This window comes from Elusimicrobiota bacterium, from assembly GCA_026388095.1.
Classification (GTDB): Bacteria; Elusimicrobiota; Elusimicrobia; order UBA1565; family UBA9628; genus UBA9628.
In genome coordinates this window covers 1-20,418 of the sequence record JAPLKL010000034.1, presented here as the reverse complement: position 1 = coordinate 20,418, position 20,418 = coordinate 1, and the positions used below count along the sequence as shown (strand labels likewise).

Here is a 20,418-nt window from a genome sequence, read left to right as displayed (position 1 = left end):
ACCGTGGCTCCTCATCCTGCCCAGCGGCTCGACTCGATCGACGTGATGCGCGCGCTCGCCATCGCGTTCATGGTGCTCTGTCATTTCCCCATCTTCCTCTCGGCCCCGGACGCCGGCTACACCTGGGTCTATTTCTTCAGCAACCACGTGGTCGGAGATTTCGCCGCGCCCTTCTTCCTGTTCCTCGTCGGCTTGAGCCAGGCTGTGTCCCAGGCCCGGCTGCCTCCCGGCGCAGCCCTCCTTGACCTGCCGCGCGACCGGACCATGAAGCGCGGCGCGCTCATCGTCCTTTGCGGGTTCCTGTTCTCCCTGGCCGTGCGCGGCCCCCACGCCCTCTTCGAATGGGACGTGCTGACCCTCATCGGCACCTGCGTGCTGGCCATCCGGCTCCTGCGCGGCCTGCCGCCAGCGGCCTTCCTCGGCCTGGCCGCCGCCCTGGTGCTGGCCGCGCCCCCGCTGCGTTCCCATAGCGGCTACGTCGCTCAATGGGGCGGCTCCCTCGACCCTGTCCCCGGCATCTCCGGACTGCTGCCCGGCATCCTGGTCGACCCGGTGGACGAATACGCCGGCGGGGGAGGCCTCCGCAGCATCCTGACCGGCTTCTTCCTGAACGGCTATTTCCCCGTCCTGCCCTGGATGGCTTTCTCCCTATCCGGCTACGGACTGGGGCGGCTGCAGCAGAAGGCGGATTTCTCGCGCCGTTTCGACCTGGCCCTGGGCGCGGCGGGGCTGGTCGGGCTCGCCGCGGGCGCGGCCCTGGCTCTCCTGGGCTCGGCCGGGCCCGGGCTGCGCGCCGTGGACTCCTACGTCGCCCCTCTCTCCTTCTACCCGGACTCCTTCCCGATGTTCCTGTTCCAGCTCGGGCTGACCCTGGCGACCTTCGCCCTGCTGCGCCGCCTCTGCGACCGCTCCCCGAGGGAAACCGGCCTGCGGCGCTACCTGCGCCGGCTCAGCCGCTATTCCCTGACCATCTACGTGCTCCACCACATCCTCATCTTCTGGCCGCTCTGGATCATGGGCTGGGCGGCCGGGTCCCGGACGATGTTCTATGAGCACCTCTGCAGCCCGCTGGCCGCATTCATCGCGGGCGCGGCCTTCCTGGGGTCGCTGGCTGTCTTGCTGGAGCGCTGGGACCGCGCGCGGGGCCGCTGGAGCCTGGAGTGGATCCTCGCCCGGGCCACGCCCAAGCCTGGCTAAGCCGGGTTCACCGGTGAAAGCTCTGGTAGCCGACCTCCACGATGGTCCGGTGAGCGAGGTCCAGGACGCGGAAGGACTTGTAGGGGAGGAGGCGGCCCCCCTGGGCGACGCCTTCCGGAAGGAACTCCATGGCCGCGGGCAGGACGTCAGCCTCCCGCGACGGGTCTCCCGTCCATATCCGGGCGGCGCCGGTGATGTCCCAGCTCGCGATGAAGACCGGAGCCTTTTCCTCGATGTAATGGGGCTCGTACCATAAAAGCAATTTCGTGCCATGCGGCCACTTTTCCGGCTGCGATCGGATGACGTCCCGGATCTCGAGCTGAAGCTCGTAGGATCGCGACCAAGCATCGGCGAAGGCGACGTGGGCGGCCAGCAGGAGGCCGGCGGCGGCGCAGCCGGCCGCCAGGACGCGGCGGCGGCGGCCCAGGAGGTTCCAGACCCCGGCCAGGGCCAAAACCAGCCCCAGGATCGGCACCTCGTTGATCCGGTTCATGTGGCTGAGGGGGGTCGGGATGTAATCGGAGACGGCGATGGGCAGATAGCCGAGCAGGAACACCGCCCCGCCGAGAGCCAGCAGCGTGTTCGCGTCGTGACGCGCCGCCGCCGCCTCCTTGGATCGGAGCCACCACAGCGACCACGGCAGCAGGAACGCGAGGGCCGCGACCTCCGGAGAGACGGTGAATGCGCGCCAGGCCGACCGGGCGACGTAGCCCGCCAGCCGCGGGCCCAGGTTCGCCGCGATCCCGAGGCCGTAGACCCGCACGGCTTGGGCGAGGGAGAACATGATGTTTTTGTTGTAGGCCGTCCCGAAGGCGTGCGGCACCCACCATAGCTTGTACGCGGAGGAGATCGCGGCCACGCCGAGGGCGGCCCATAGGCCCCGCCAGGCCCGCGGAGGTATCCCTTCGCGCAGCGTCCTGGGCGTGAGCAGCCAGAGCGGGAAGAGGAGGGTGCACTGGTCGTATATCGCGATGCAGCCGATCCAGGCCGCGACCGAGAGGCCCAAAGACCGGCCTCGGCCGGTCTCGACGTAATCCAGATGGGCCAGGTAGGCCGCCAGGAAGGCTGCCAGGGCCAGGGAGTTGATCAGGTCGAAGGGCCAGAACACGCAGGCGTCCTTGCTGGGATAAGCCACGAAGACGAGGGCGCAGAGGGCGGCGCCCCGGCAGTCCACCTCGAAGCGCCGGAGCAGCCGGAACAAGGCGAAGGCCAGCGCGGCGTTGATGGCCAGCAAAGACAGGTGCCACGGCAGCGGGTGGGCGCCGAAGGCGGCGTAGAGCGCCGCGAAGAGAGGTATCTCCAGGGGCCGGAAGACCAGCGGCGGCAGCTCTTTGACGAGGATGCGCATCCAGGAGAGCATCCCCTGCGGAACGGAACCGAGGGCATAGAGGTAATACCAGTCGTCATGGTAGAAGCCGAGACGCCCCATCCGCCATGCGCCGAGGCTCACCGCCGTGGCGCCGGTCAGCAAGGCCAGGACCGGCCAATCGGCAGACTTTCGAGAGGAAGCCATCAGGTTGGCGCCCGGTCGCCGGCCGGACGCGGCTAGGACAATACTACAACTTTCTGGGCCGGCGCCCGGCTGTCGCGCCAGCAGGCTGCTGATAAACCCCCCAGCGGAAAGGACTGTGTCCGGACCACTCCTGTCCGGGGAAATCCGTCGCGCGACGCAACAAGCCCTGATGAAACAGCCTCCGGTCGGGATTGTCCGACGGAAAATCGGCAGCAGGCCTCGTTGAATCGGCTTGCGCGGCTTTAGAGCCTGTCCCGAGACATCATCCCGGCGTTGGCCCGCGCCGGCGATACCGGCTGTGGCCGTTGACAACCCCGATGGGTCCTGCGAGTTGCGGCGGGGTGCGCTGTGTCCGGACACAGTTGCTCCGGAATCTTAAGATTCCTCGACCAGACCTGCCCCGGACAGCATCGCACAGAGAACCCTGTCGGGCCCAGGATCGTCGCAGGTCGGTTCCGCTCCGAGAGACTCAGAGAACGTCCGGGCAAGCTTCTTTGACTTTCCCCGGACAGCTCTGGTCCGGACACAGTCCTTTCGGTAGCGGGCAACAGTCCGTCCCCGAACTGGCGAGCCGAAGGCTCGCCAGTCGCGCCGAAGGCGCCATCCTTCGTGCAACCTATCGGATGGGTTCTGCCGCCCCGCTTCCGTGCGTTATCGACGCACGGTACCTGCCCGCCTTCCTTACGGGCAGGTGCGCGGGTCGGTTGCGCCCGGCAGACGACCGCCGGGCGCTCCCAGAACGGACTTTATCAGCAGCCTGCTAGGCCACCCGGAGCAGCACCGTGAAGAGCAGGTAGAGCAGGCCCGAGCCGAGCGCCGCGAAGGGGATGGTCAGGACCCAGGCCCAGGCGATCTTGCTCAGCGTGCCCCACTGCACCGACTTGGCTCCGTTGTGGGCGGCTCCCACCCCGGTCACGGAGCCCGTGACCACGTGGGTGGTGGAGACGGGCACCCCCAGCCAGGTGGAGAGCATGATGGCGGCTCCGGCGCCGACCTCGGCCGCCGTGCCCATGGACCGGTCCAGCTTGGTCACCTTCTCGCCCAAGGTCTTGATGATGCGCCAGCCGCCCATCATCGTCCCCAGCCCCATGGCCAGGTAGGAGGCGGCGGCCACGAACCAGGGCACATGGAACGCCGCGCCCAGGAAGCCGTTGGCGAAGAGCAGGGCCGTGATGATCCCGATGGTCTTCTGCGAGTCGTTGCCGCCGTGACCCAGGCTCAGGAACGCCGAGGAGGCGAGCTGCGCCCCGCCGAAAGCTTTGCGGGCCCGATCCGAGAGCGGGCCCGGGAAGAAATGGCTGATCAGCGCCATGAGCGCGAAAGAGACGGCCAAGCCCACGACCGGGGAGACGACCATGAACAGCGCCGTGCGCAGGAGGCTGGCGGCGACCAGGGCCTTGAAGCCGCCGGCCACCAAGGCCGCGCCCACCAGGCCGCCGATGAGCGAATGCGAGGAGCTCACGGGTATGCCGAGCTTGACCGTGATCCAGTTCCAAAGGCTGGCCCCGAGCAGAGCCGCGGCGAGCAGGGCGTTGGACATGACCGCCGGGCTGATGAGGCCGCTGCCGATGGTGGTGGCGATGTGCGCGCCGAAGACGAAGTAGGCGATGGAGTTGAAGAAGGCGGCCCAGAGCACGGCCTGGCGCGGGGTGAGGGTCTTGGTCGCGACCACGGTCGCGATGGAGTTGGCCGCGTCGTGCATGCCGTTGAGGAACTCGAAGAGCAGGGCCAAGGAGACCAGGAGCCCGACGGAGCCGACGTGCAGGGCGGTCATGCCCACGAGCCCGGCCAGCACGGGGGAGGCGGCGGCGCCGAGCAGGAAGAGCCCGGCCGCGCCCAGGAGCGCGGGCGCCAGGGGCTTGCGGACCGCGCCCGGCTGCGCGGCGAAGCGCTTCTTGGCGGCCCAGGCCAAAGCGGCCAGGCCGAGACCTCCCGCCACGGCCGCGGCGAGCGGGGTCAAAGTCGCGGCCGCGGCTCCGGAGAAGACCAAGCCCACCCCCATGCCGGCCCCCAGCAGCGCGGCGAGGCCGGTGCGCGCGGCCTGCAGAGCCTTGCCGCCGCGCGTCGGCGCAGGCGCCGGAGGGGGAGGTTCAGGCTCGGCCTGTCCCTCGGAGGCCAGGTCGAAGCGCTTGTGCAGGCCGGCCAAGGTCCCGGCGAGTCCCCGGCTGAACCTGGCTAGGTTCGCGGCCGCCGGCACGGCTTCGGCGTCCCGGGCGGGGACCTGAGCGTCGAAAGCCTTTGCTGAGACGGCCTGGACGCTTTCAGGCGCCGCGTTCGGCTCGGAGAGGGTCCGGCCTATGCCGGGCAAGTCCTGTCCCGCTGCGACGGCGTCCAGGCGGATCTGGGCCTCTTGGAATCTCCCGGCCGGGACCGGCTCAGCCTTGGGCTGCTCCGCCGGGGCCGGCAAAGGGACGGCGACGGCGGCCTCCGGCATGGGCGCCGGCAGGACGCTGTGTCCGGGGGCGACTTGCGGGACGAGAGCGGCGGGAGCCGCGCCGAGCAGGCCGAAATCGAGCCGCAGGACGGGGCGCAGGCCGGAGTTGTCGAAGTCGGGCGCGACGGACCCGGACCTGCCGGCCGCGCCGGTGTCGGCCGCGGAACCGAGGCTGGAGGTCACGACGCCGGAAGTGACGACGCCGGCCGCGGCCTGGTAACAGGGCAGGCCGGGCGCGGTGATCAGGAGCGCGGCGGCGGCTCCCGAAGCGATGAGTCTGCGCGATAGTCGGTCCACTGCTGGTAAAGTGTAAGCCCGGGCCGAAGACAGCGCCTGGGCTGTCGGGCCTGAGATCGATGGGACTTACGCCGTCCTGGCTCTAGGCCTGATGTCCCGCATGCTCCTGCGCCGGAACCCGCCAAAAGGTACAATCATCGGAAGAACACCTGGATGGGAGGCCCGCCTATGACCCTTCTCGCTCTGCTCCTCAGCGTCGTCACTGCCGCTTCGGCCCAGGTCCCGGCCGCGGGACTCACGCGCATCGGCGCGGCCGCTGCCGTCAAGGGCGCGGTCATGGCCCAGGCGCCCGGCGCGGCCGTGGGCCGGGTGCTCTCCAGCGGCAAGCCGGTCTTCCTCAACGACCACGTCACCACCGACGCGGCGGGCCGCCTGCAGGTGCTGCTGCTCGACGAAACGGTCTTCACGATCGGCCCCGACAGCGACATGGTCCTCGACGAGTTCGTCTACGACCCGGCCACCAGCTCGGGCAAGGTCACGGCGCGGGTGACCAAGGGCGTGTTCCGCTTCGTCACGGGCAAGGTGGCGCGCAAGGACCCGGCGAGCATGAAGGTCAAGCTGCCGGTGGGGACCATCGGCATCCGGGGCACCATCGCGGGCGGGCAGGTCTCGCAGGGCGGTTCCACCGTCATCCTCTTCGGACCCGGGGCGCAGAACAACGCCAACGAGAACCCGGGCAGCGTGGCCGTGGGCAACGCGGGCTCGGATGTGGTCATCACCCAGCCGGGCTTCGGCACCACGGTCCTGCCGGGCCAGCCCCCCGCCGGGGTGACGGATATGAGCGCGCAGGCCCAGCAGATCCTGGGCTCCCTGGGCGAAGCCCCGCAGCAGGGGCCGGCCGCCGGCGGCGCGGGCGGCGCGGGTGGTGGGGCAGGCCCGGCGCAGGGCGGGCAGTCCACGAGCCAGGCGGCGGGGCAGGACACGGCGGCCGGAAGCGGCAATGCCGGAACCTCCGCAGACGTGCTCAATTTCTCGAACTCGGCGAACACCGCTCAGCAGACGGCCGCGCAGACCGCGAGTCCCATCGCCGACGGCCTCTCCACCTGGGACCAGGTGCGCAGCCTGCAGGGCACCGGCTCCTACAGCGGGGTCGGCGACTATTTCTGCTCCGGAGGGACCGCTTGCGGCGCCGGCACGAATGTCCCCGGAGGCCTGACCTTCCAGCTCTCGGTCGACTTCGGCGCGCGCGTCTTGTCCGGAGGCAACATCAGTCTCAGCGGCCCGATCACGGACTCGGCTCCCCAGAGCAGCGCGGATTCGTTCGCCGGCTCGACCGGCAATGCCATTTTCGGCAAGACGCTCAACGGTTTCGGCCCCAGCCTAGGCACGTCGGGCGGGGACTTCTCCAAGACCACCGTGTCCTTCATGAACCGCGGCGGGACGGCGGCGGCGGACATGAAGGTCGACCTGCAGTACTCCAACTCCGCCACAGCCGCCACCGCCACGGGCTCGGCGACCGGCTCATTGCAGACCGCGACTGCGCCCCTGGTCCGATGACATCCGCTCGGGCCAGGACCGCGTCGATCCGGGGGGAAGCTCCGGCTCAGAGCTTCTGGGAGAGGACCGCGCGGGTCTGGCTGCGGCGGAAGGCCTGGAGCTTGCGGCGCAGGCCCGCGTCCGATAGGGCCAGGATGGCGACGGCCATGAGGGCCGCGTTGGCCGCCCCGCTCTCTCCTATGGCCAGCGTGGCCACCGGAACGCCTTTGGGCATCTGCACGGTGGAGAGCAGGGAATCCAGCCCCCCGAGGTGCTTGGAGGCCATGGGCACTCCCAGCACCGGCAGGATCGTCTTGGCCGCCGCCACGCCCGCCAGGTGCGCGGCCCCGCCCGCGCCCGCGATGAGCACCCGCAGGCCCCGGCCTTCGGCCGAGGCCGCGTAGCGGGCTACGGCGTCCGGCGCCCGGTGCGCGGAGAGGATCCGGCATTCGTGCGCCACGCCGAATTTCTCGAGCATGTCCGCGGCCGACTTCATGGCTTCCCAGTCGCTGCGGCTGCCCATCAGGATCCCGACCAGAGCTGGCTTCATCGGAGCGCCAGCAGCTCGCCTGCGATGTCGCGGCGGTAGTGCATCCCGTCGAAACAGACGCGCGAGACGCCCTCATAGGCGCGGCGCCGCGCGGCCGAGGCGTCCGGGCCCCAGGCGGTCACGCCCAGCACCCGGCCGCCCGTCGTGGTCCAGCGCCCGCCGGGGCGGGCGGTCCCGGCGTGGAAGAGCCTCAGGTCCGGGCTCTCCGGGAAATCCTCCAGGCCCGTGATGGGCCGGCCGGTCATGGGCGCGCGCGGGTAGTTCTCGGAGGCGAGCGTCACGCAGACGCAGGCCCCCGGCCGGACCTTGAGCTCGGCCGGGCCCAGGCGCCCCTCCGCGCAGGCCAAAGTCAGCGCCACCAGGTCGCAGTCCAGAAGGGGCATGAGCGCCTGCGTCTCCGGGTCGCCGAAGCGGCAGTTGAACTCGAGGACCTTGGGGCCCTGGGCCGTGAGCATCAGGCCGGCGTAGAGCACGCCGCGGTAATCCAGCCCGTCGGCGCGCAGGCCGGCCAAGGCCGCGTCGAAGATCGCGCGGATGGCCGACTCGAGCTCCGGGCCGGTCTCGACCGGGGCGAAGGCGCCCATGCCGCCGGTGTTGGGGCCCTTGTCGCCGTCGAGCAGGCGCTTGTGGTCGCGGCTGTGGGGCAGGAGCTTGTAGGTCTTTGCGTCCGTCAGGGCCAGCGCCGAGAGCTCCGGGCCCGAGAGGCACTCCTCGATGACCACGGTCTCGCCCGCGGCCTGGAGGGTCTTGAGGCTCATGAAGTCCTCGACCGTCTCCTCGGCCTCCTCGCGGTCGGCGCAGACGCGCACGCCCTTGCCCGCGGCCAGGCCGTCGGCCTTGACCACCAGAGGGAACTTCATGGCCTCCAAAGCGGCCGCCGCCTCTTCCACGCTCGCGCAGCAGCGGCCGCGGGCCGTGGGGATGTGATGGCGGGCCAAGAAGTCCTTGGCGAAGGCCTTGGAGGACTCCAGCCTGGCCGCGGCCTGGCCCGGCCCGAAGACCCGGACCCCGGCCCGGCGCAGGACGTCGGCTACGCCCGCGGCCAGCGGCCCCTCGGGGCCAACGATGACGAGGTCCACGCCCTTCTCCGCGCAGAACCCGGCCACCTCGGTGGCGTCGCAGCAGTCCAGCGGGATGCACTCGGCCAAAGCGGAGATGGCGTCGGAGCCCGGGGCGCAGTAGAGCTTCTGCACCAGGCGGCTCTGCGCCGCCTTCCAGGCCAAGGCGTGCTCGCGCCCGCCGGAGCCCAGGATGAGGACCTTCATCGCGCGGCCGCCTTCCTGCCCTTGCGCCCCTGCGGCTTGGCTTCGGGGATGGACGTGGGGTATTTCCCGGTGAAGCAGGCCGAGCAGAAGCCGGAGGCGTCGCCCCCGCCTGCCGCCCTGAGCATGCGCCCCAGGTCAAGATAGTGGAGGCTGTCCACTTCCAGGAAGCGGCGGATCTCCGGCACGGAGCGCCGGCTGGCGATGAGCTCCGCGCAGGAGGGCGTGTCGATGCCGTAGTAGCAGGGGGAGATGATGGGGGGGCTGGAGACCGCCATGTGGACCTCGCGGGCGCCGGCCCGGCGCAGGCTCTTGGTGATCTTGAGCGAGGTGGTGCCCCGCACGATGGAGTCGTCGACCAGCACCACCCGCTTGCCCTGCAGGGTCTCGGGCACCGGGGCGAGCTTGAGCTCCGCGGCGAGCTCGCGCAGCTCCTGGCTGGGCTTGATGAAGGTGCGGCTGACGTAGTGGCTGCGCACCAGGCCCATCTCGAAGGGGATGCCGGACTCGTCGGAGAAGCCCAGGGCCGCCGAGACGCCGGAATCCGGGACCGGCACCACCACGTCGGCCTTGAGGCCCTTGGTCTGGCGGGCCAGCTCCCGGCCCAGCTCGCGCCGCACGGCCTGGACGTTGCGGCCGAAGATGTTGGAGTCCGGCCGGGCCAGGTAGACCTGCTCGAAGACGCAGCGCGAGAGCTTCACCGGGGCGAAGGGCTTGAGGCTGCGGCTGCGGCCTTTCTCCAGCACCAGGACCTCGCCGGGCGCGACCTCCCGGACGAGCCGGGCTTTGAGCAGGTTCAAGGCCGAGGTCTCGGAGGCCAGGATCGCGGTCCCGTCCAGGTCCCCCAGCACCAGGGGCCGGAAGCCGTGGGGGTCGCGCGCCGCGATGAGCTTGTCGGGGGTGAGGATGAGCAGGCAGCCGGAGCCCTCCACCTGCCGCAGGCTGGCGACCAAGGCCTCCTCCACGGGGCCCGGCTCGCGGGCCAGCAGGTGCGCGATGATCTCGGTGTCCGTGTCGGACTGGAAGATGGCGCCGCGGTGCTCGAGGCTGCGGCGCAGGCGGGCGGCGTTGGTCAGGTTGCCGTTGTGCGCGATGGCGATGGGCCCGTGGGTGGTCTTGAAGAGCAGGGGCTGGGCGTTCTTGAGATGGCTGGCGCCGGTCGTGGAGTAGCGCACATGGCCGATGGCGCTCTCTCCGGTCAGGGCCTGCAGGATCGCGTGGTCGAAGACCTCGGAGACCAGGCCCATGCCCACGTGCGGGCGCAGCTCGGAGCGGTAGGCGGACACGATCCCCGCGGATTCCTGCCCGCGGTGCTGCAGCGCGAAGAGGCCCAGGTGCGCGAGCTGGGCGGCCTGCGGCGAATCAGCTATCCCGACGATTCCGCACAATGGACTCTAGCCTCGGCAATACTCCACGGCGTTGCGGAACATCTCCAGGCCCACGCCCTCCTTGACGAAGGTCTGCCGGGTCCAGCTGGGATGCTGGAACCTCGTGGTGTAGCGTTCCGGATGCGGCATCATGCCCAGACAGTTGCCTTCGGGGTTGGTCAGGGCCGCGATGTTGAAGATCGAGCCGTTGGGGTTGGCCGGGTAGCCCGCGAGCTTGCCGTCGTCGCTGACGTACTGCATGGCGATGGACTTGTTCTTCTTGAGCTCCTCGAGCTGGCGGGGGGACTTCAGGACCAGCTTGCCCTCCCCGTGCGCCACGGGCAGCTCGATCATCTCGGGCAGGCCCTTGAAGAACAGGCACGAGCTCTGGGTGTTGAGGCGCAGGTGGACCCAGCGCGCCTCGAATCGGCCGGAATCGTTGGCCGTGAACCCCGCGGTCTGCTCGCCGTGGGAGAGGGGCAGCAGACCGGCCTTGACCAAGGCTTGGAAGCCGTTGCAGATGCCCAGCACCGGCCGCCCCAGGCGCACGAAGTTGCGCAGCTCCTTGAAGTAGAGCTTGAGCTGGTTGGCGAGTATGCGGCCCGCGCCCACGTCATCGCTGTAGGAGAAGCCGCCGGGCAGGATCAGGATGTCGAAGTCCATGAGCTTGGTCTTGCCGGTGCGGATGCGGTCGATGTGCACGCGCTCCGCTGCTCCGCCCACCAAGGCGAAGGCTTCGGCCGTCTCCAGGTCGCAGTTGGTCCCGGCCGCGCGCAGGACGAGGACTTTGGGGCGCTTCATCCCAGCCTCCGGGGCAGGCCTAGCTGCCAGGCGCTCTTGAGGTCGCAGAGCGCGGCCTCCAAAGCGACCCGGCCGTCGAGGCCGGTCACCTTGAGCACGGGATTGGCCATGGTCGTCCCCACGCGCTTGACCGGCGCGCCGCGCAGCGCCTTGAGGAAGGCCGCCTCGTGCTCCGGGGACACCTCGAGCAGGATGCGGCTGGCGCTCTCGGAGAAGAGCAGGACTTCGTCGGAATAGATGGGGGAGCGGCGCGGGACCTCGTCGAGGTCCAGGCTGGCTCCGGACTCGCCCGTGAAGCACATCTCGGCGGCCGCGACGCCGAGGCCGCCGTCGGAAAGGTCGTGCGCGGAGAGGACCAGGCCTTTGGCCAGGGCCGACTGCACGGCCTTGAAGGCGGCCAGAGCGGCGCGGGTGTCCACGGCCGGCGCGGCGCAGCTGGCGCAGCGACCGCACACCTGGTGGAACAAAGAGCCGCCCAGCTCTTCGGCGGTCCAGCCCACGAGGTAGAGGGCGTTGCCCGGCCCCTTGATCTCCATGGTCAGGGCCTTGCGCACGTCGGCGACCGGGGCCAGGGCCGAGATGAGCAAGGTCCCCGGGATGGCGAGGTCCTTGCCGTTGACGTCCTTGGTCTGATTGTAGAGGCTGTCCTTGCCGGAGATGAAGGGCACGCCGAAGCCCAGGGCCGCGTCGCGGCAGCCCTCCGCGGCGCGCACCAGGGCCCCCAACTGGGCCGGGTCATCGGGACTCGCCCAGCAGAAGTTGTCGAGGAAGGCCGCGCGGGAGATGTCGGCGCCCACGCAGAGGAGGTTGCGCAGGGCCTCGTCGGCGCAGGCCAGGGCCATGCGATAAGGGTCGATCTTGCCGTAGGCCGGATTGAGGCCGTGGCTGACCGCGAAGCCCTGGTGGTCGGAAGGATCGCCGGTGGCGGCATGGGGCCAGATGACGCAGGCGTCTCCGGGGCCGTCGTGACGGATGCCTTGCAGGGGCTTGATGACCGTGCCGCCCTGCACTTCGTGGTCGTACTGCCGTATGACCCATTCCCGGCTGCAGACGTTGAGGTGGCCGAGGCCCTCTGTGAGGATCTGGGCCAGGCTCTTCTTGTGCGCCGAGGCCTTGGCCGGCGCCGGCTTCTGGGGGGCCCAGAGCGCGGCGCGCTCGCAGCGGGGCAGCCCGTCGTGCAGGAAGCGCATGTCCAGGTCCACCACGGAGGTCCCGGCATGGGTGACCTGGAGGCGGCCGGTGGAGGTGAACTCGCCCAGGACCGCGGTCTCGCAGTCCTCGCAGGCGAAGACCTCGGCGAAGGCCTTGAGGCTGCGCGGGGGCACGGCGAAGACCATGCGCTCCTGGGATTCGGAGAGCCAGATCTCCCAGGGGGACAAGTCGGAGACCTTCAACCGCGCGGCCTCCAGGCGCACGCGCGCCCCGCACTCGGCCGCGAGCTCCCCGATGGCCGAGGAGAAGCCGCCGGCGCCGCAATCGGTCACGCCGCGGTAGAGCTTCTTGTCGCGGGCCGCCAGCAGGGCGTCGAGGAGCTTCTTCTCGTTGATGGCGTGCCCGATCTGCACGGCGGAGAGCTGGGCCCCTTCCAAGGCCGCGGAGGAGAAGGTGGCGCCGTGCAGGCCGTCGCGGCCCGTGCGCCCGCCGGCCGCCACGATGAGGTCGCCCGGCTTGACCTCCTTGCGCACGGCCCAGGTGGGCATGATCCCGACGGTGCCGCAGAAGACCAGCGGGTTGAGGCGATAGTCGTCATCGAACCACAGGCCGCCTGCGGCCGTGGGGATGCCCATGCGGTTGCCGTAGTCGCGCACGCCGGCGACCACGCCGTTGAAGACCCGGCGCGGGTGCAGGGCGCCCTCGGGCAAGGGGCCGTCGTAGTCCGGGGGGGCGAAGCAGAAGACGTCGGTGTTCAAGACCGGCTTGGCGCCCAACCCCGCGCCCATGACGTCGCGGATGACGCCGCCCACCCCGGTTTCGGCCCCTCCGTAGGGCTCGATGGCGCTGGGGTGGTTGTGGGTCTCGACCTTGAAGGCCAGGGCCCACTTGGGGCCGAAGGCCACGATGCCCGCGTTGTCCTTGAACACCGAGAGGCACCACGGGCGGGCGAGCTGCTTGGTGGCCTTGAAGATGGTCTCCTCGATGAGGCTCTTGATGAGGCGGGTCTTCTTGCCGTCGCTGAAGCGGATGGGGCTGGTGAAGGTCTTGTGCTTGCAGTGCTCGGACCAGGTCTGGGCCAAGGTCTCCAGCTCCGCCAAGGACGGCTCGCGCTTGAGGGCCCGGAAATGGGCCTGGATGGCGGCCAGCTCGGGAGCATTGAGCGACCAGCCGTGGCTGACGTTCAGGGCCCGCAGGTCCTGCGGCTGCAGGCCGCAGAACGGCACGGTCTCGGCAGCCGGCGGCGGCGGCGCGGCGGTGTGGATCGGCATCAATGAGCCTCGTGCAGGCTGAAGCGGTGGACGATGGGATTGGCGAGCGACCGGCCCACCGCCTTGTCGAGCTGGTGGCGGCCGCAATTACCCGCGATGTGGTAGGACATCCCGCAGCGCACGGACACGTCGGGCATGCCCAGGTCGCGCAGCGCCGCGCGCACGGTCTCTGCGACCGTGTCCGTGACCGTGGGCTTGAGCCAGACCTCCACGCGCCAGAGGCAGCCGTTGTGGGGCGCGGCGCAGGCGCTGTGGCAGATGCGGAACTCCTGGGTCACGCAGTCGCAGAGCAGTTCGCGCGCGGCCACGTGGACATGGCCGAGGTTGAGCGGCCCGCGCAGGTCGTAGAGCCGTCCCACGCGCACCGCGCGCGCCGGCAGCCCGGCGCAGTGGAGCAGCCACTGGGCGGAGAGTCCCTCGGAGTCGGTGAAGTCGGGCTTGAGGCTGACCTCCACCAGGTAATTGCCGGGGCCGGCGCCGGCGGCCTGCGGCGCCTCTTTGGTCAAGACGTCTGTCTTGTCGCTCATGGGCTTCATCCTGTGACGATCCTGAGGAATTCCTCGTAGCGCTGCGCCGTGCCGGCCACGACTTCGGCGGGCAGGGCGGGCGCGGGCGAGGCCTTGTCCCAACGGACGCGTTCCAGATGGTCGCGCACGAACTGCTTGTCGAAACTCTCGGGGGAGCTCCCGGGCCGGTAGCTCGCGGCGGGCCAGAGGCGGGAAGAGTCCGGGGTCAGCATCTCGTCGATGACGATGAGCGTGCCTCCCAGGAAGCCGAACTCGAACTTGGTGTCGGCCAGGATCACGCCGCGCGGGGCCAGGAAATCGGCGCCGAAGCCGTAGAGCTTGAGGGCGGCCGCTTCGAGCTGCCGGGCGGTGTCCGCGCCCACGAGGTCGGCGAGCCGCCCGCGGGTGATGTTCTCATCGTGGCCCTCTTCGGCCTTGGTGGAGGGCGTGAAGATGGGCTCGGGCAGGCGCTCCGCCTCCCGCAGGCCCGCGGGCAGCCGGTGCCCGCAGACCGCGCCGGTCTTGAGATACTCCTTCCAGCCGGAGCCGGCCAGGTAGCCGCGCACCACGCATTCGGCGTCCACCCGGCGGGCCTTGCGCGCCAGCGTGACGCGGCCCGCGAACTCGTCGCCCAGGCGCACCTGCGCGGGCAGCTCGCGGCGGATCTCGGCGAGGTCCGCGGATATGAGATGGTTGGGCAGCAGCGGCGCCGTCTTGCGGAACCAGAAGGCGCTGACCTGCGTCAGCACCTGGCCCTTGCCCGGCACGGCCGTGGGCAGGATATGGTCGAAGGCCGAGATGCGGTCCGTGGCCACGATGAGCAGGCGCTCTCCCAGGTCGTAGACGTCGCGGACCTTGCCGCGGCGCAGCAGCGTGAGACCTTTGATGCCGTCTTCCAGCGTAGGCGTCTTCATTCCCATTCGATGGTCGCCGGGGGCTTGGAGGTGACGTCGTAGACCACCCGGTTGACGCCCTTGACTTCGCTGACGATGCGGCTGGAGATCTTGGCGATGAGCTCGGCGGGCAGGCGCGACCAGTCCGCGGTCATGCCGTCCCGGCTGTCCACGCTGCGCAGGACCACGGTGTCCTCGTAGGTCCGGGAGTCGCCCATGACCCCCACGGAGCAGACGGGCAGGAGCACGGTGAAGGCCTGCCAGACCTTGTCGTACCAGCCCGAGGCGTGCAACTCCTCGCGCAGGATGGCGTCGGCCTCGGCCAGGACCTTGAGCCGGGTCCTGTCGACGGCGCCCAGGACGCGGATGGCCAAGCCGGGGCCGGGGAAGGGGTGGCAGCCCAGGATGTCCGCGGGCAGCCTCATCTCCCGGCCCAGGCGCCGGACCTCGTCCTTGAACAGGAAGCGCAGGGGCTCCACCAGCTTGAGCCTCATGTGTTTGGGCAGCCCTCCCACGTTGTGGTGGCTCTTGATGACCGCCGACGGGCCGTGCACGGAGACGGACTCGATCACGTCGGGATAGAGGGTGCCCTGGGCCAAAAACGAGACGTCGCGCAGGCGCTTGGCCTCGCGCTCGAAGACTTCGATGAAGGTCTTGCCGATGATCTTGCGCTTGCGCTCCGGGTCGCTGACGCCGGCCAGGCGCTTGAGGAAGAGGGCCGAGGCATCCACGGTCTTGATGTCGAGGCCCAGGGCTCCGCCGAGATACTTCTCCACGCGCTGCCGGTCATCCAGGCGCAGGAGCCCGGTGTCCACGAAGATGCAGTGCAGGCGCTTGCCGATGGCAAGGGCGATGAGGGCGGCGGCCACGGAGCTGTCCACCCCGCCGGAGAGGCCGCAGACGACCTGGTCGTCGCCGACCTGGGCGCGGATCTCCGCGACCTGGCTCTTGAGCAAGGAAGCCATGGTCCATCTTCGGGAGAGACCGCAGATGCGGCGCGCGAAATTCTCCAGGATGCGGCCCCCCTGGGGGGTGTGCGCGACCTCGGGGTGGAACTGGACCCCGTACCAGCGGCGGCTTTCGTCGCCGATGGCCGCGTAAGGCGCGGTTCCGGTGCGGGCGAGGACCTTGAAGCCGTTGCGCAGGTTCTGGGCGCCGTCGCCGTGGCTCATCCAGACCTGCAGGCGCTTGGGCACTCCGGTGAAGAGCGGCGTGGCGCCCGTGAGCGTCACGTCGGCGTGGCCGTATTCGCGGCGGCGGGTCGGCGCGACGCGGCCGCCGTGCAAAGAGACCAGCAGCTGCATGCCGTAGCAGATGCCCAGGATGGGCAGGCCCATCCGGAACACCTCCGGGTCGGGCCGGGGGGAGCCGCTGCGGTGCACGGAATCCGGGCCGCCGGAGAGGATGATGCCGGCCGGGTTGCGGCCGCGGATCTGCTCCGGAGTCGCGGAGTAGGGCAGGATCTCGGCGTAGACCTCGAGCTCGCGCAGGCGGCGGGCGATGAGCTGGGTGTACTGGCTCCCGAAGTCCAGGATCAGGATGTCCGCATGGCCACCCTGACGGAACGACCGTCCCCCTCCTAGGGGGACGGTCGGCTTCAGCGCCTTCGGCGCTGAAGGCATTCTCATCCCTTGCCCATCCCGATGCGCTGGGCCTTCTGGAAGAGCTTGCCTTCGGTCTTGATGGAGGGCGCGATGACGATCTCCGTGGTCTGCATCTCGCGGATGGTGGTGGCCCCGACGGAGCCCATGCAGGTGCGCAGGGCTCCGACCAGGTTCTGGGAGCCGTCGTCGAGCCGGGAGGGGCCGAAGAGGATCTCCTCCAAAGTGCCCGTGATGCCGACTTGGATGCGGGTGCCGCGCGGCAGGTTGGCGTGCGGGGTGGCCATGCCCCAGTGGTAGCCCTGTCCGGGGGCTTCCTTGGTGCGCGCGAAGGCCGAGCCGACCATGACGCCGTCCGAGCCGCAGGCGACCGCCTTGCAGATGTCGCCGCCCGTGGACATGCCGCCGTCCGTGATCATGGGGACGTAGCGGCCGCAGCGCTTGTAATGGTAGTCGCGCTCCGCGGCGCAGTCCACGGTGGCGGTGACCTGGGGCACGCCCAGGCCGAGCACCCCGCGGGTGGTGCAGGCCGCTCCCGGGCCCACGCCCACGAGCAGGCCGGCGGCGCCGGCCTCCATGAGCTCCACGGCCACGGAGTAGGTGACCACGTTGCCGACCACGACCGGGATGTCCCTCTCCTTAATGAAGCGGGCGATTTCGAAAGGCTTGTAGCGGGAGGCCTTGTGCCGGACCGTGGCCACGGTGGACTGGACCACGAAGAGGTCGCAGCCCGCCTTCTCCGCGATGGCGCCGAAGCGCTCCGCGTTCTGCGGGATGCAGGAGACCGCGCAGGGGACCTTGGCGCGCTTGATCTCCTTGACGCGCTCGGCGATGAGGTCTTCCTGGACCGGCTTGCGGTAGACCTCCTGGAGGAGCTTGGTGGCCTCCTCGGGGTTGGCGGCCGCGATGGTGGTGAGCACCTCGCGGGGCTTCTCGTAGCGGGAGTTGATGCCGTCGAGGTTCAGGACCCCGAGGCCGCCGGCCTTGCCCATGGCGATGGCGAAGGGGACGTCCACGACGCCGTCCATGGCCGAGGCGAGGAAGGGGATGGCGAGCTTGACGTCCCCGATGGCGAGGCTGATGTCGACTTCGTCGGGGTTGACGGTCACGTCGCCCGGGACCAGCGCGATCTCGTCGAATCCGTAGGCTCTGCGGGCTTCCCGGTCACGGCCTATGAAGAACGCCATCTCGGCACCTCCGTGGTCAGGCTCGGCGATTGCTGGCGATAAAATTTATCAATTTTGGAAAGGTCACGCAAGCATCCAGAAATCGTCGTCGGACGCCGCGTTGACAGCCGCCGGGCAATCTGTTAGAGTCGCGTGTCATCCGGCGGCGACGATCGTGGGATGCCCGAGGGATAGAACATGGATAGAGAGACCCAGTCCGATGCGGCCGGCGTTCCGCCGCTCCCCGGGAGCCGGCCCTCCGCTGACAAGAAGACGCGCGTGGTGCGCTTGGAGTTGTCTCCCGCGACGATGATCCAGCTCATCCTCGTTTTGGCCTGCCTGTGGCTGCTGATCCAGCTTTGGCCGGTCTTCCTGGTGCTCGTCGTCGCTCTTCTCATCGTCGGGACGATGAGTTCGGCCGTCAGCTGGCTGGAGGCGCGGCGGGTCAAGCGCGGCCTGGCGATCGCGCTCGTCTTCATACTCCTCTTCGTGGCCGCGACTCTCGTCGTGACGCTGACGTTCCCGACCTTGCTGGCGCAGGCCTCGGCGCTGGTCGAGCAAGAGCCCGCGTTTCGCGCGCGCCTGGCGGATCATCTCGACCGCTCCAACCTGACCGTGCCGCTGGCGGGCTGGCTGCGCAGCGTCAAATACGGCGCTCCCGCGAGTACGCTCAACGTAAGGGCCTTCGCCTTCTCGATGCGCATCTTCGAGATCGCCGCGTACGGGGCCAGCGCCATCTTCCTCGCGCTCTACATCATGATCGATCGCGACCGGCTGCGGGGCGGGCTTTTCGCGGTCGTCCCTCGCTCGCACCATATACGCCTCGCCCGCGTGCTGATGAATCTGGAGACGATCGTCGGCGCCTACATCCGCGGTCAATTGATCACGTGCCTGCTCATCGCGGTCTTCTCGTTCATCCTCCTGGTGGCGTGCGGCGTGCCGCACGCTTTGGCGCTGGCCGTGTTCGCCGGCGTCGCCGATGTCCTGCCCTACATCGGCGCCCTGCTCTCGATAGGGCCGATGGCCCTTGCGGCGCTGGCTCGCGGCCCGGTCGTCGTGGCCGTCGTCCTGTCGATCATGCTCGCGTACGAGGAGTTCGAGAGCCGCGTGCTCGTCCCCCGCATTTATGGACGGGCGCTGCGCCTGCCGCCGTCCGTCGTGCTCTTCGCGCTTCTGGCGGGGGGGACGTTGATGGGGATCCCCGGCGCGCTCCTCGCGCTGCCTGTCGCAGCCACGGTCATGATGCTCATCGAGGAGCTTCGCGTCGAGCTGCCGGGTCAGCAGGAACAGGTCGCAGATGTGGAGCAGCGCGTCGGGGACGAGCGCTCGGAGGATGAGTACGAGCGCCGGACAGAGGGCGTGCCCGCAGAGCAGGCCGCCGCGATCGCCGTGGAGATCTCGGGCGATCGACGCAAGGAAGAGCGTAGTCCGCCCGAGGCTGCGGACGCGTCAGACGAGAAGGGCTCGTAGGCTGCGGTCCGGGCGGGGGCTAGGGGCAATGCCGGTCACTTAGCGGCACGCAGTTTTGTGCTATGACGAAAGACGGCGACTTGATGTGCCAATTTTTCATATTCCCCCATCACTTCTAGCCCCTCCACCTCCAGCGCTGCTGGCAGATGATTATCAGTCACCCAATCCGGGGATTTACGATGCCCGTTGCCAGAGGTGTCGATCCGAGGGCGCGGACCACGGTCCCCGTCATCTATTCTCGACGACTAAGCCTGGTCCGATGGTGATCGATGCGCATGTGCCGCGTCGGTCGTGTCCGACCTGTGTCTGATGGATGAGGGCCTCTCATGCAAGTACGAATGAGGCGCAATCGAGCGTCATGCGAGGGCAGATGGTCCTACGTTTTTAGAAAAATAACGCTGAAAATATCGGTGCTATTCACATCGCGCGCGCGATGTGAATAGCGCTGCAAAATAAAGAACAATTTTTTGAAAATGTGAGGGAAACGGGAGGCCGTCAAGGAAATCAGAAGGCCGGCGAAGATGACGGAGGGCCGCCCAGACCGGCTCACCGTCGGGAAAAACACAAAAGGGATCCCATTGAAGTTAAAATTGGCGGCATATGCGCTTGAGCCGCTCAATCCGAATCAATCCGAGAATCTGCGAAGTGAAGTCTCGTCCGAGGGTGAGCAATGTGCATATGCCGCCAGCGCTGGAGGTATTGCTAAATTTATCGTTATTCCATAAATAGAATCAGCATTTCAGGTCGCCATCCAGATCACTGAGACTTCGGCCCAATACTCTCTCTTCGTGCCCTCTCGGCGCTTGGCGCCGGAAGTGACCCAGCACTCAGAATCCTCATAGGGTCGGCGCGACAGAGGAATATCGTCGCGCCGGCCTCGGAACCCCTACGGGGTTCCGAGGGTCTTAACGGCAGCGGCCGACGGAAGCGGACCTTAAGTGACCGGCATTGGGGCTAGGGCGCCCGGCTGACCGTGACCTGGACGCGGCGGTCCGTCTCGTCGACCAGGGCGAGGGGCTTGCCCAACTCGGCCACGAAGCCGGCCTGGTATTGGAAGGTGTCGAGGTCCCAGGCCTCGAGGTCCGGGTTCTTCCGTCCCGGGCCCGAGATCTCGAACTGGCATTCCACGCGCACGTGCTGCCCGTCGGGGTTGAGGGTGGGCAGGCAGTTGACGATGACGCCGTACTTCTTGTATTCCGCGCCCTTGCCCTGGGAGGTCTTGATGGTCTTGGTGACCTCGCCTCCGGCCACGTAGTTGGACTGGTTGCCGTCCCCCACCAGGAAGCGGCCTGAGGCTTCGCGCAGGCCGTTCTTGAGCGTGAATGCGTAATCCGGGCAAGCCGACCAGCGTTTCGGTTCATGCCGACCACGCGTCCGGTCCATGCCGTCCACTATCGGAGCGTAGCGACGCTGGGCGTCGCGTCAGTCTAGCATAGGGCCGCTCGGGCCTGCACGTCTACCT

Annotated in this window: 15 protein-coding genes; 3 read left to right on the top strand and 12 right to left on the bottom strand. The window is 69.1% G+C overall.

The genetic code is table 11. The annotated features are described in order from the left end of the window. Window positions 1-3 precede the first annotated feature (3 nt). Entirely contained in the window at window positions 4-1,197 is a 1,194-nt protein-coding gene (locus tag NTY77_07860) for a heparan-alpha-glucosaminide N-acetyltransferase domain-containing protein (GenBank protein MCX5795391.1), read from the top strand. Window positions 1,198-1,204: 7 nt separating this feature from the next. Here NTY77_07860 and NTY77_07855 read toward each other — a convergent pair whose 3' ends face one another. Both NTY77_07855 and NTY77_07850 read right to left on the bottom strand, forming a co-directional pair. Continuing rightward, the gene (locus tag NTY77_07855; GenBank protein ID MCX5795390.1) at window positions 1,205-2,710 is read right to left on the bottom strand and encodes a hypothetical protein; all 1,506 of its coding nucleotides are present in this window, start codon (window positions 2,708-2,710) and stop codon (window positions 1,205-1,207) included. 760 nt (window positions 2,711-3,470) lie between these two features. Further along, window positions 3,471-4,484, bottom strand: coding sequence for an inorganic phosphate transporter (locus tag NTY77_07850; protein ID MCX5795389.1), 1,014 nt, complete (start codon window positions 4,482-4,484; stop codon window positions 3,471-3,473). Window positions 4,485-5,609: 1,125 nt separating this feature from the next. Between NTY77_07850 and NTY77_07845 the strand changes: the two genes are divergently transcribed. After that, complete coding sequence (locus NTY77_07845) at window positions 5,610-6,938, top strand: FecR domain-containing protein (protein MCX5795388.1); 1,329 nt, start codon at window positions 5,610-5,612, stop codon at window positions 6,936-6,938. A 46-nt stretch (window positions 6,939-6,984) separates the two neighbouring features. On the opposite strand, the gene purE is transcribed toward NTY77_07845, so the two are convergent. The 9 genes from purE to NTY77_07800 are packed head-to-tail and all read right to left on the bottom strand — an operon-like array spanning window position 6,985 to window position 17,507. Continuing rightward, the gene (gene purE, locus NTY77_07840) at window positions 6,985-7,467 is read right to left on the bottom strand and encodes a 5-(carboxyamino)imidazole ribonucleotide mutase (protein MCX5795387.1); all 483 of its coding nucleotides are present in this window, start codon (window positions 7,465-7,467) and stop codon (window positions 6,985-6,987) included. Then, the gene (gene purD / locus NTY77_07835; GenBank protein ID MCX5795386.1) at window positions 7,464-8,732 is read right to left on the bottom strand and encodes a phosphoribosylamine--glycine ligase; all 1,269 of its coding nucleotides are present in this window, start codon (window positions 8,730-8,732) and stop codon (window positions 7,464-7,466) included. Before purD ends, purE begins: the two co-directional genes overlap by 4 nt. Next, the gene (purF, locus tag NTY77_07830; protein MCX5795385.1) at window positions 8,729-10,117 is read right to left on the bottom strand and encodes an amidophosphoribosyltransferase; all 1,389 of its coding nucleotides are present in this window, start codon (window positions 10,115-10,117) and stop codon (window positions 8,729-8,731) included. The genes purD and purF overlap by 4 nt, the downstream gene beginning before the upstream one ends. Before the next feature lie 6 nt (window positions 10,118-10,123). After that, entirely contained in the window at window positions 10,124-10,897 is a 774-nt protein-coding gene (gene purQ / locus NTY77_07825) for a phosphoribosylformylglycinamidine synthase I (protein ID MCX5795384.1), read from the bottom strand. Next, a complete protein-coding gene (gene purL / locus NTY77_07820) occupies window positions 10,894-13,320 on the bottom strand; it encodes a phosphoribosylformylglycinamidine synthase subunit PurL (protein ID MCX5795383.1) in 2,427 nt (808 codons plus the stop codon). The genes purQ and purL overlap by 4 nt, the downstream gene beginning before the upstream one ends. Further along, window positions 13,320-13,847, bottom strand: a complete 528-nt coding sequence (locus tag NTY77_07815; GenBank protein ID MCX5795382.1) for a phosphoribosylformylglycinamidine synthase subunit PurS — start codon at window positions 13,845-13,847, stop codon at window positions 13,320-13,322. Before NTY77_07815 ends, purL begins: the two co-directional genes overlap by 1 nt. A 5-nt stretch (window positions 13,848-13,852) precedes the next feature. Continuing rightward, window positions 13,853-14,740, bottom strand: a complete 888-nt coding sequence (locus tag NTY77_07810) for a phosphoribosylaminoimidazolesuccinocarboxamide synthase (protein MCX5795381.1) — start codon at window positions 14,738-14,740, stop codon at window positions 13,853-13,855. Then, window positions 14,737-16,341, bottom strand: coding sequence for a glutamine-hydrolyzing GMP synthase (guaA, locus tag NTY77_07805; protein MCX5795380.1), 1,605 nt, complete (start codon window positions 16,339-16,341; stop codon window positions 14,737-14,739). Before guaA ends, NTY77_07810 begins: the two co-directional genes overlap by 4 nt. A 2-nt stretch (window positions 16,342-16,343) precedes the next feature. Beyond that, window positions 16,344-17,507: a GuaB3 family IMP dehydrogenase-related protein gene (locus NTY77_07800; GenBank protein MCX5795379.1), complete on the bottom strand. Its 1,164-nt coding sequence runs from the start codon at window positions 17,505-17,507 to the stop codon at window positions 16,344-16,346. Between the two features lie 177 nt (window positions 17,508-17,684). Here NTY77_07800 and NTY77_07795 point away from each other — a divergent pair, with 177 nt between their 5' ends. Further along, a complete protein-coding gene (locus tag NTY77_07795; protein MCX5795378.1) occupies window positions 17,685-18,956 on the top strand; it encodes an AI-2E family transporter in 1,272 nt (423 codons plus the stop codon). Between the two features lie 954 nt (window positions 18,957-19,910). Here NTY77_07795 and NTY77_07790 read toward each other — a convergent pair. Beyond that, the gene (locus NTY77_07790; GenBank protein MCX5795377.1) at window positions 19,911-20,339 is read right to left on the bottom strand and encodes a hypothetical protein; all 429 of its coding nucleotides are present in this window, start codon (window positions 20,337-20,339) and stop codon (window positions 19,911-19,913) included. Window positions 20,340-20,418: the final 79 nt, after the last annotated feature.

What these genes read in the sequence shown, in the direction of transcription:
- NTY77_07855 (MCX5795390.1), bottom strand. Translation starts at nt 2,710, where the DNA reads ATGGCTTCCTCTCGAAAGTCTGCCGATTGGCCGGTCCTGGCCTTGCTG.
- NTY77_07850 (MCX5795389.1), bottom strand. Translation starts at nt 4,484, where the DNA reads ATGACCGCCCTGCACGTCGGCTCCGTCGGGCTCCTGGTCTCCTTGGCC.
- NTY77_07845 (MCX5795388.1), top strand. Translation starts at nt 5,610, where the DNA reads ATGACCCTTCTCGCTCTGCTCCTCAGCGTCGTCACTGCCGCTTCGGCC.
- purE (MCX5795387.1), bottom strand. Translation starts at nt 7,467, where the DNA reads ATGAAGCCAGCTCTGGTCGGGATCCTGATGGGCAGCCGCAGCGACTGG.
- purD (MCX5795386.1), bottom strand. Translation starts at nt 8,732, where the DNA reads ATGAAGGTCCTCATCCTGGGCTCCGGCGGGCGCGAGCACGCCTTGGCC.
- purQ (MCX5795384.1), bottom strand. Translation starts at nt 10,897, where the DNA reads ATGAAGCGCCCCAAAGTCCTCGTCCTGCGCGCGGCCGGGACCAACTGC.
- purL (MCX5795383.1), bottom strand. Translation starts at nt 13,320, where the DNA reads ATGCCGATCCACACCGCCGCGCCGCCGCCGCCGGCTGCCGAGACCGTG.
- NTY77_07815 (MCX5795382.1), bottom strand. Translation starts at nt 13,847, where the DNA reads ATGAGCGACAAGACAGACGTCTTGACCAAAGAGGCGCCGCAGGCCGCC.
- NTY77_07810 (MCX5795381.1), bottom strand. Translation starts at nt 14,740, where the DNA reads ATGAAGACGCCTACGCTGGAAGACGGCATCAAAGGTCTCACGCTGCTG.
- guaA (MCX5795380.1), bottom strand. Translation starts at nt 16,341, where the DNA reads ATGCCTTCAGCGCCGAAGGCGCTGAAGCCGACCGTCCCCCTAGGAGGG.
- NTY77_07800 (MCX5795379.1), bottom strand. Translation starts at nt 17,507, where the DNA reads ATGGCGTTCTTCATAGGCCGTGACCGGGAAGCCCGCAGAGCCTACGGA.
- NTY77_07795 (MCX5795378.1), top strand. Translation starts at nt 17,685, where the DNA reads ATGGATAGAGAGACCCAGTCCGATGCGGCCGGCGTTCCGCCGCTCCCC.
- NTY77_07790 (MCX5795377.1), bottom strand. Translation starts at nt 20,339, where the DNA reads ATGGACCGGACGCGTGGTCGGCATGAACCGAAACGCTGGTCGGCTTGC.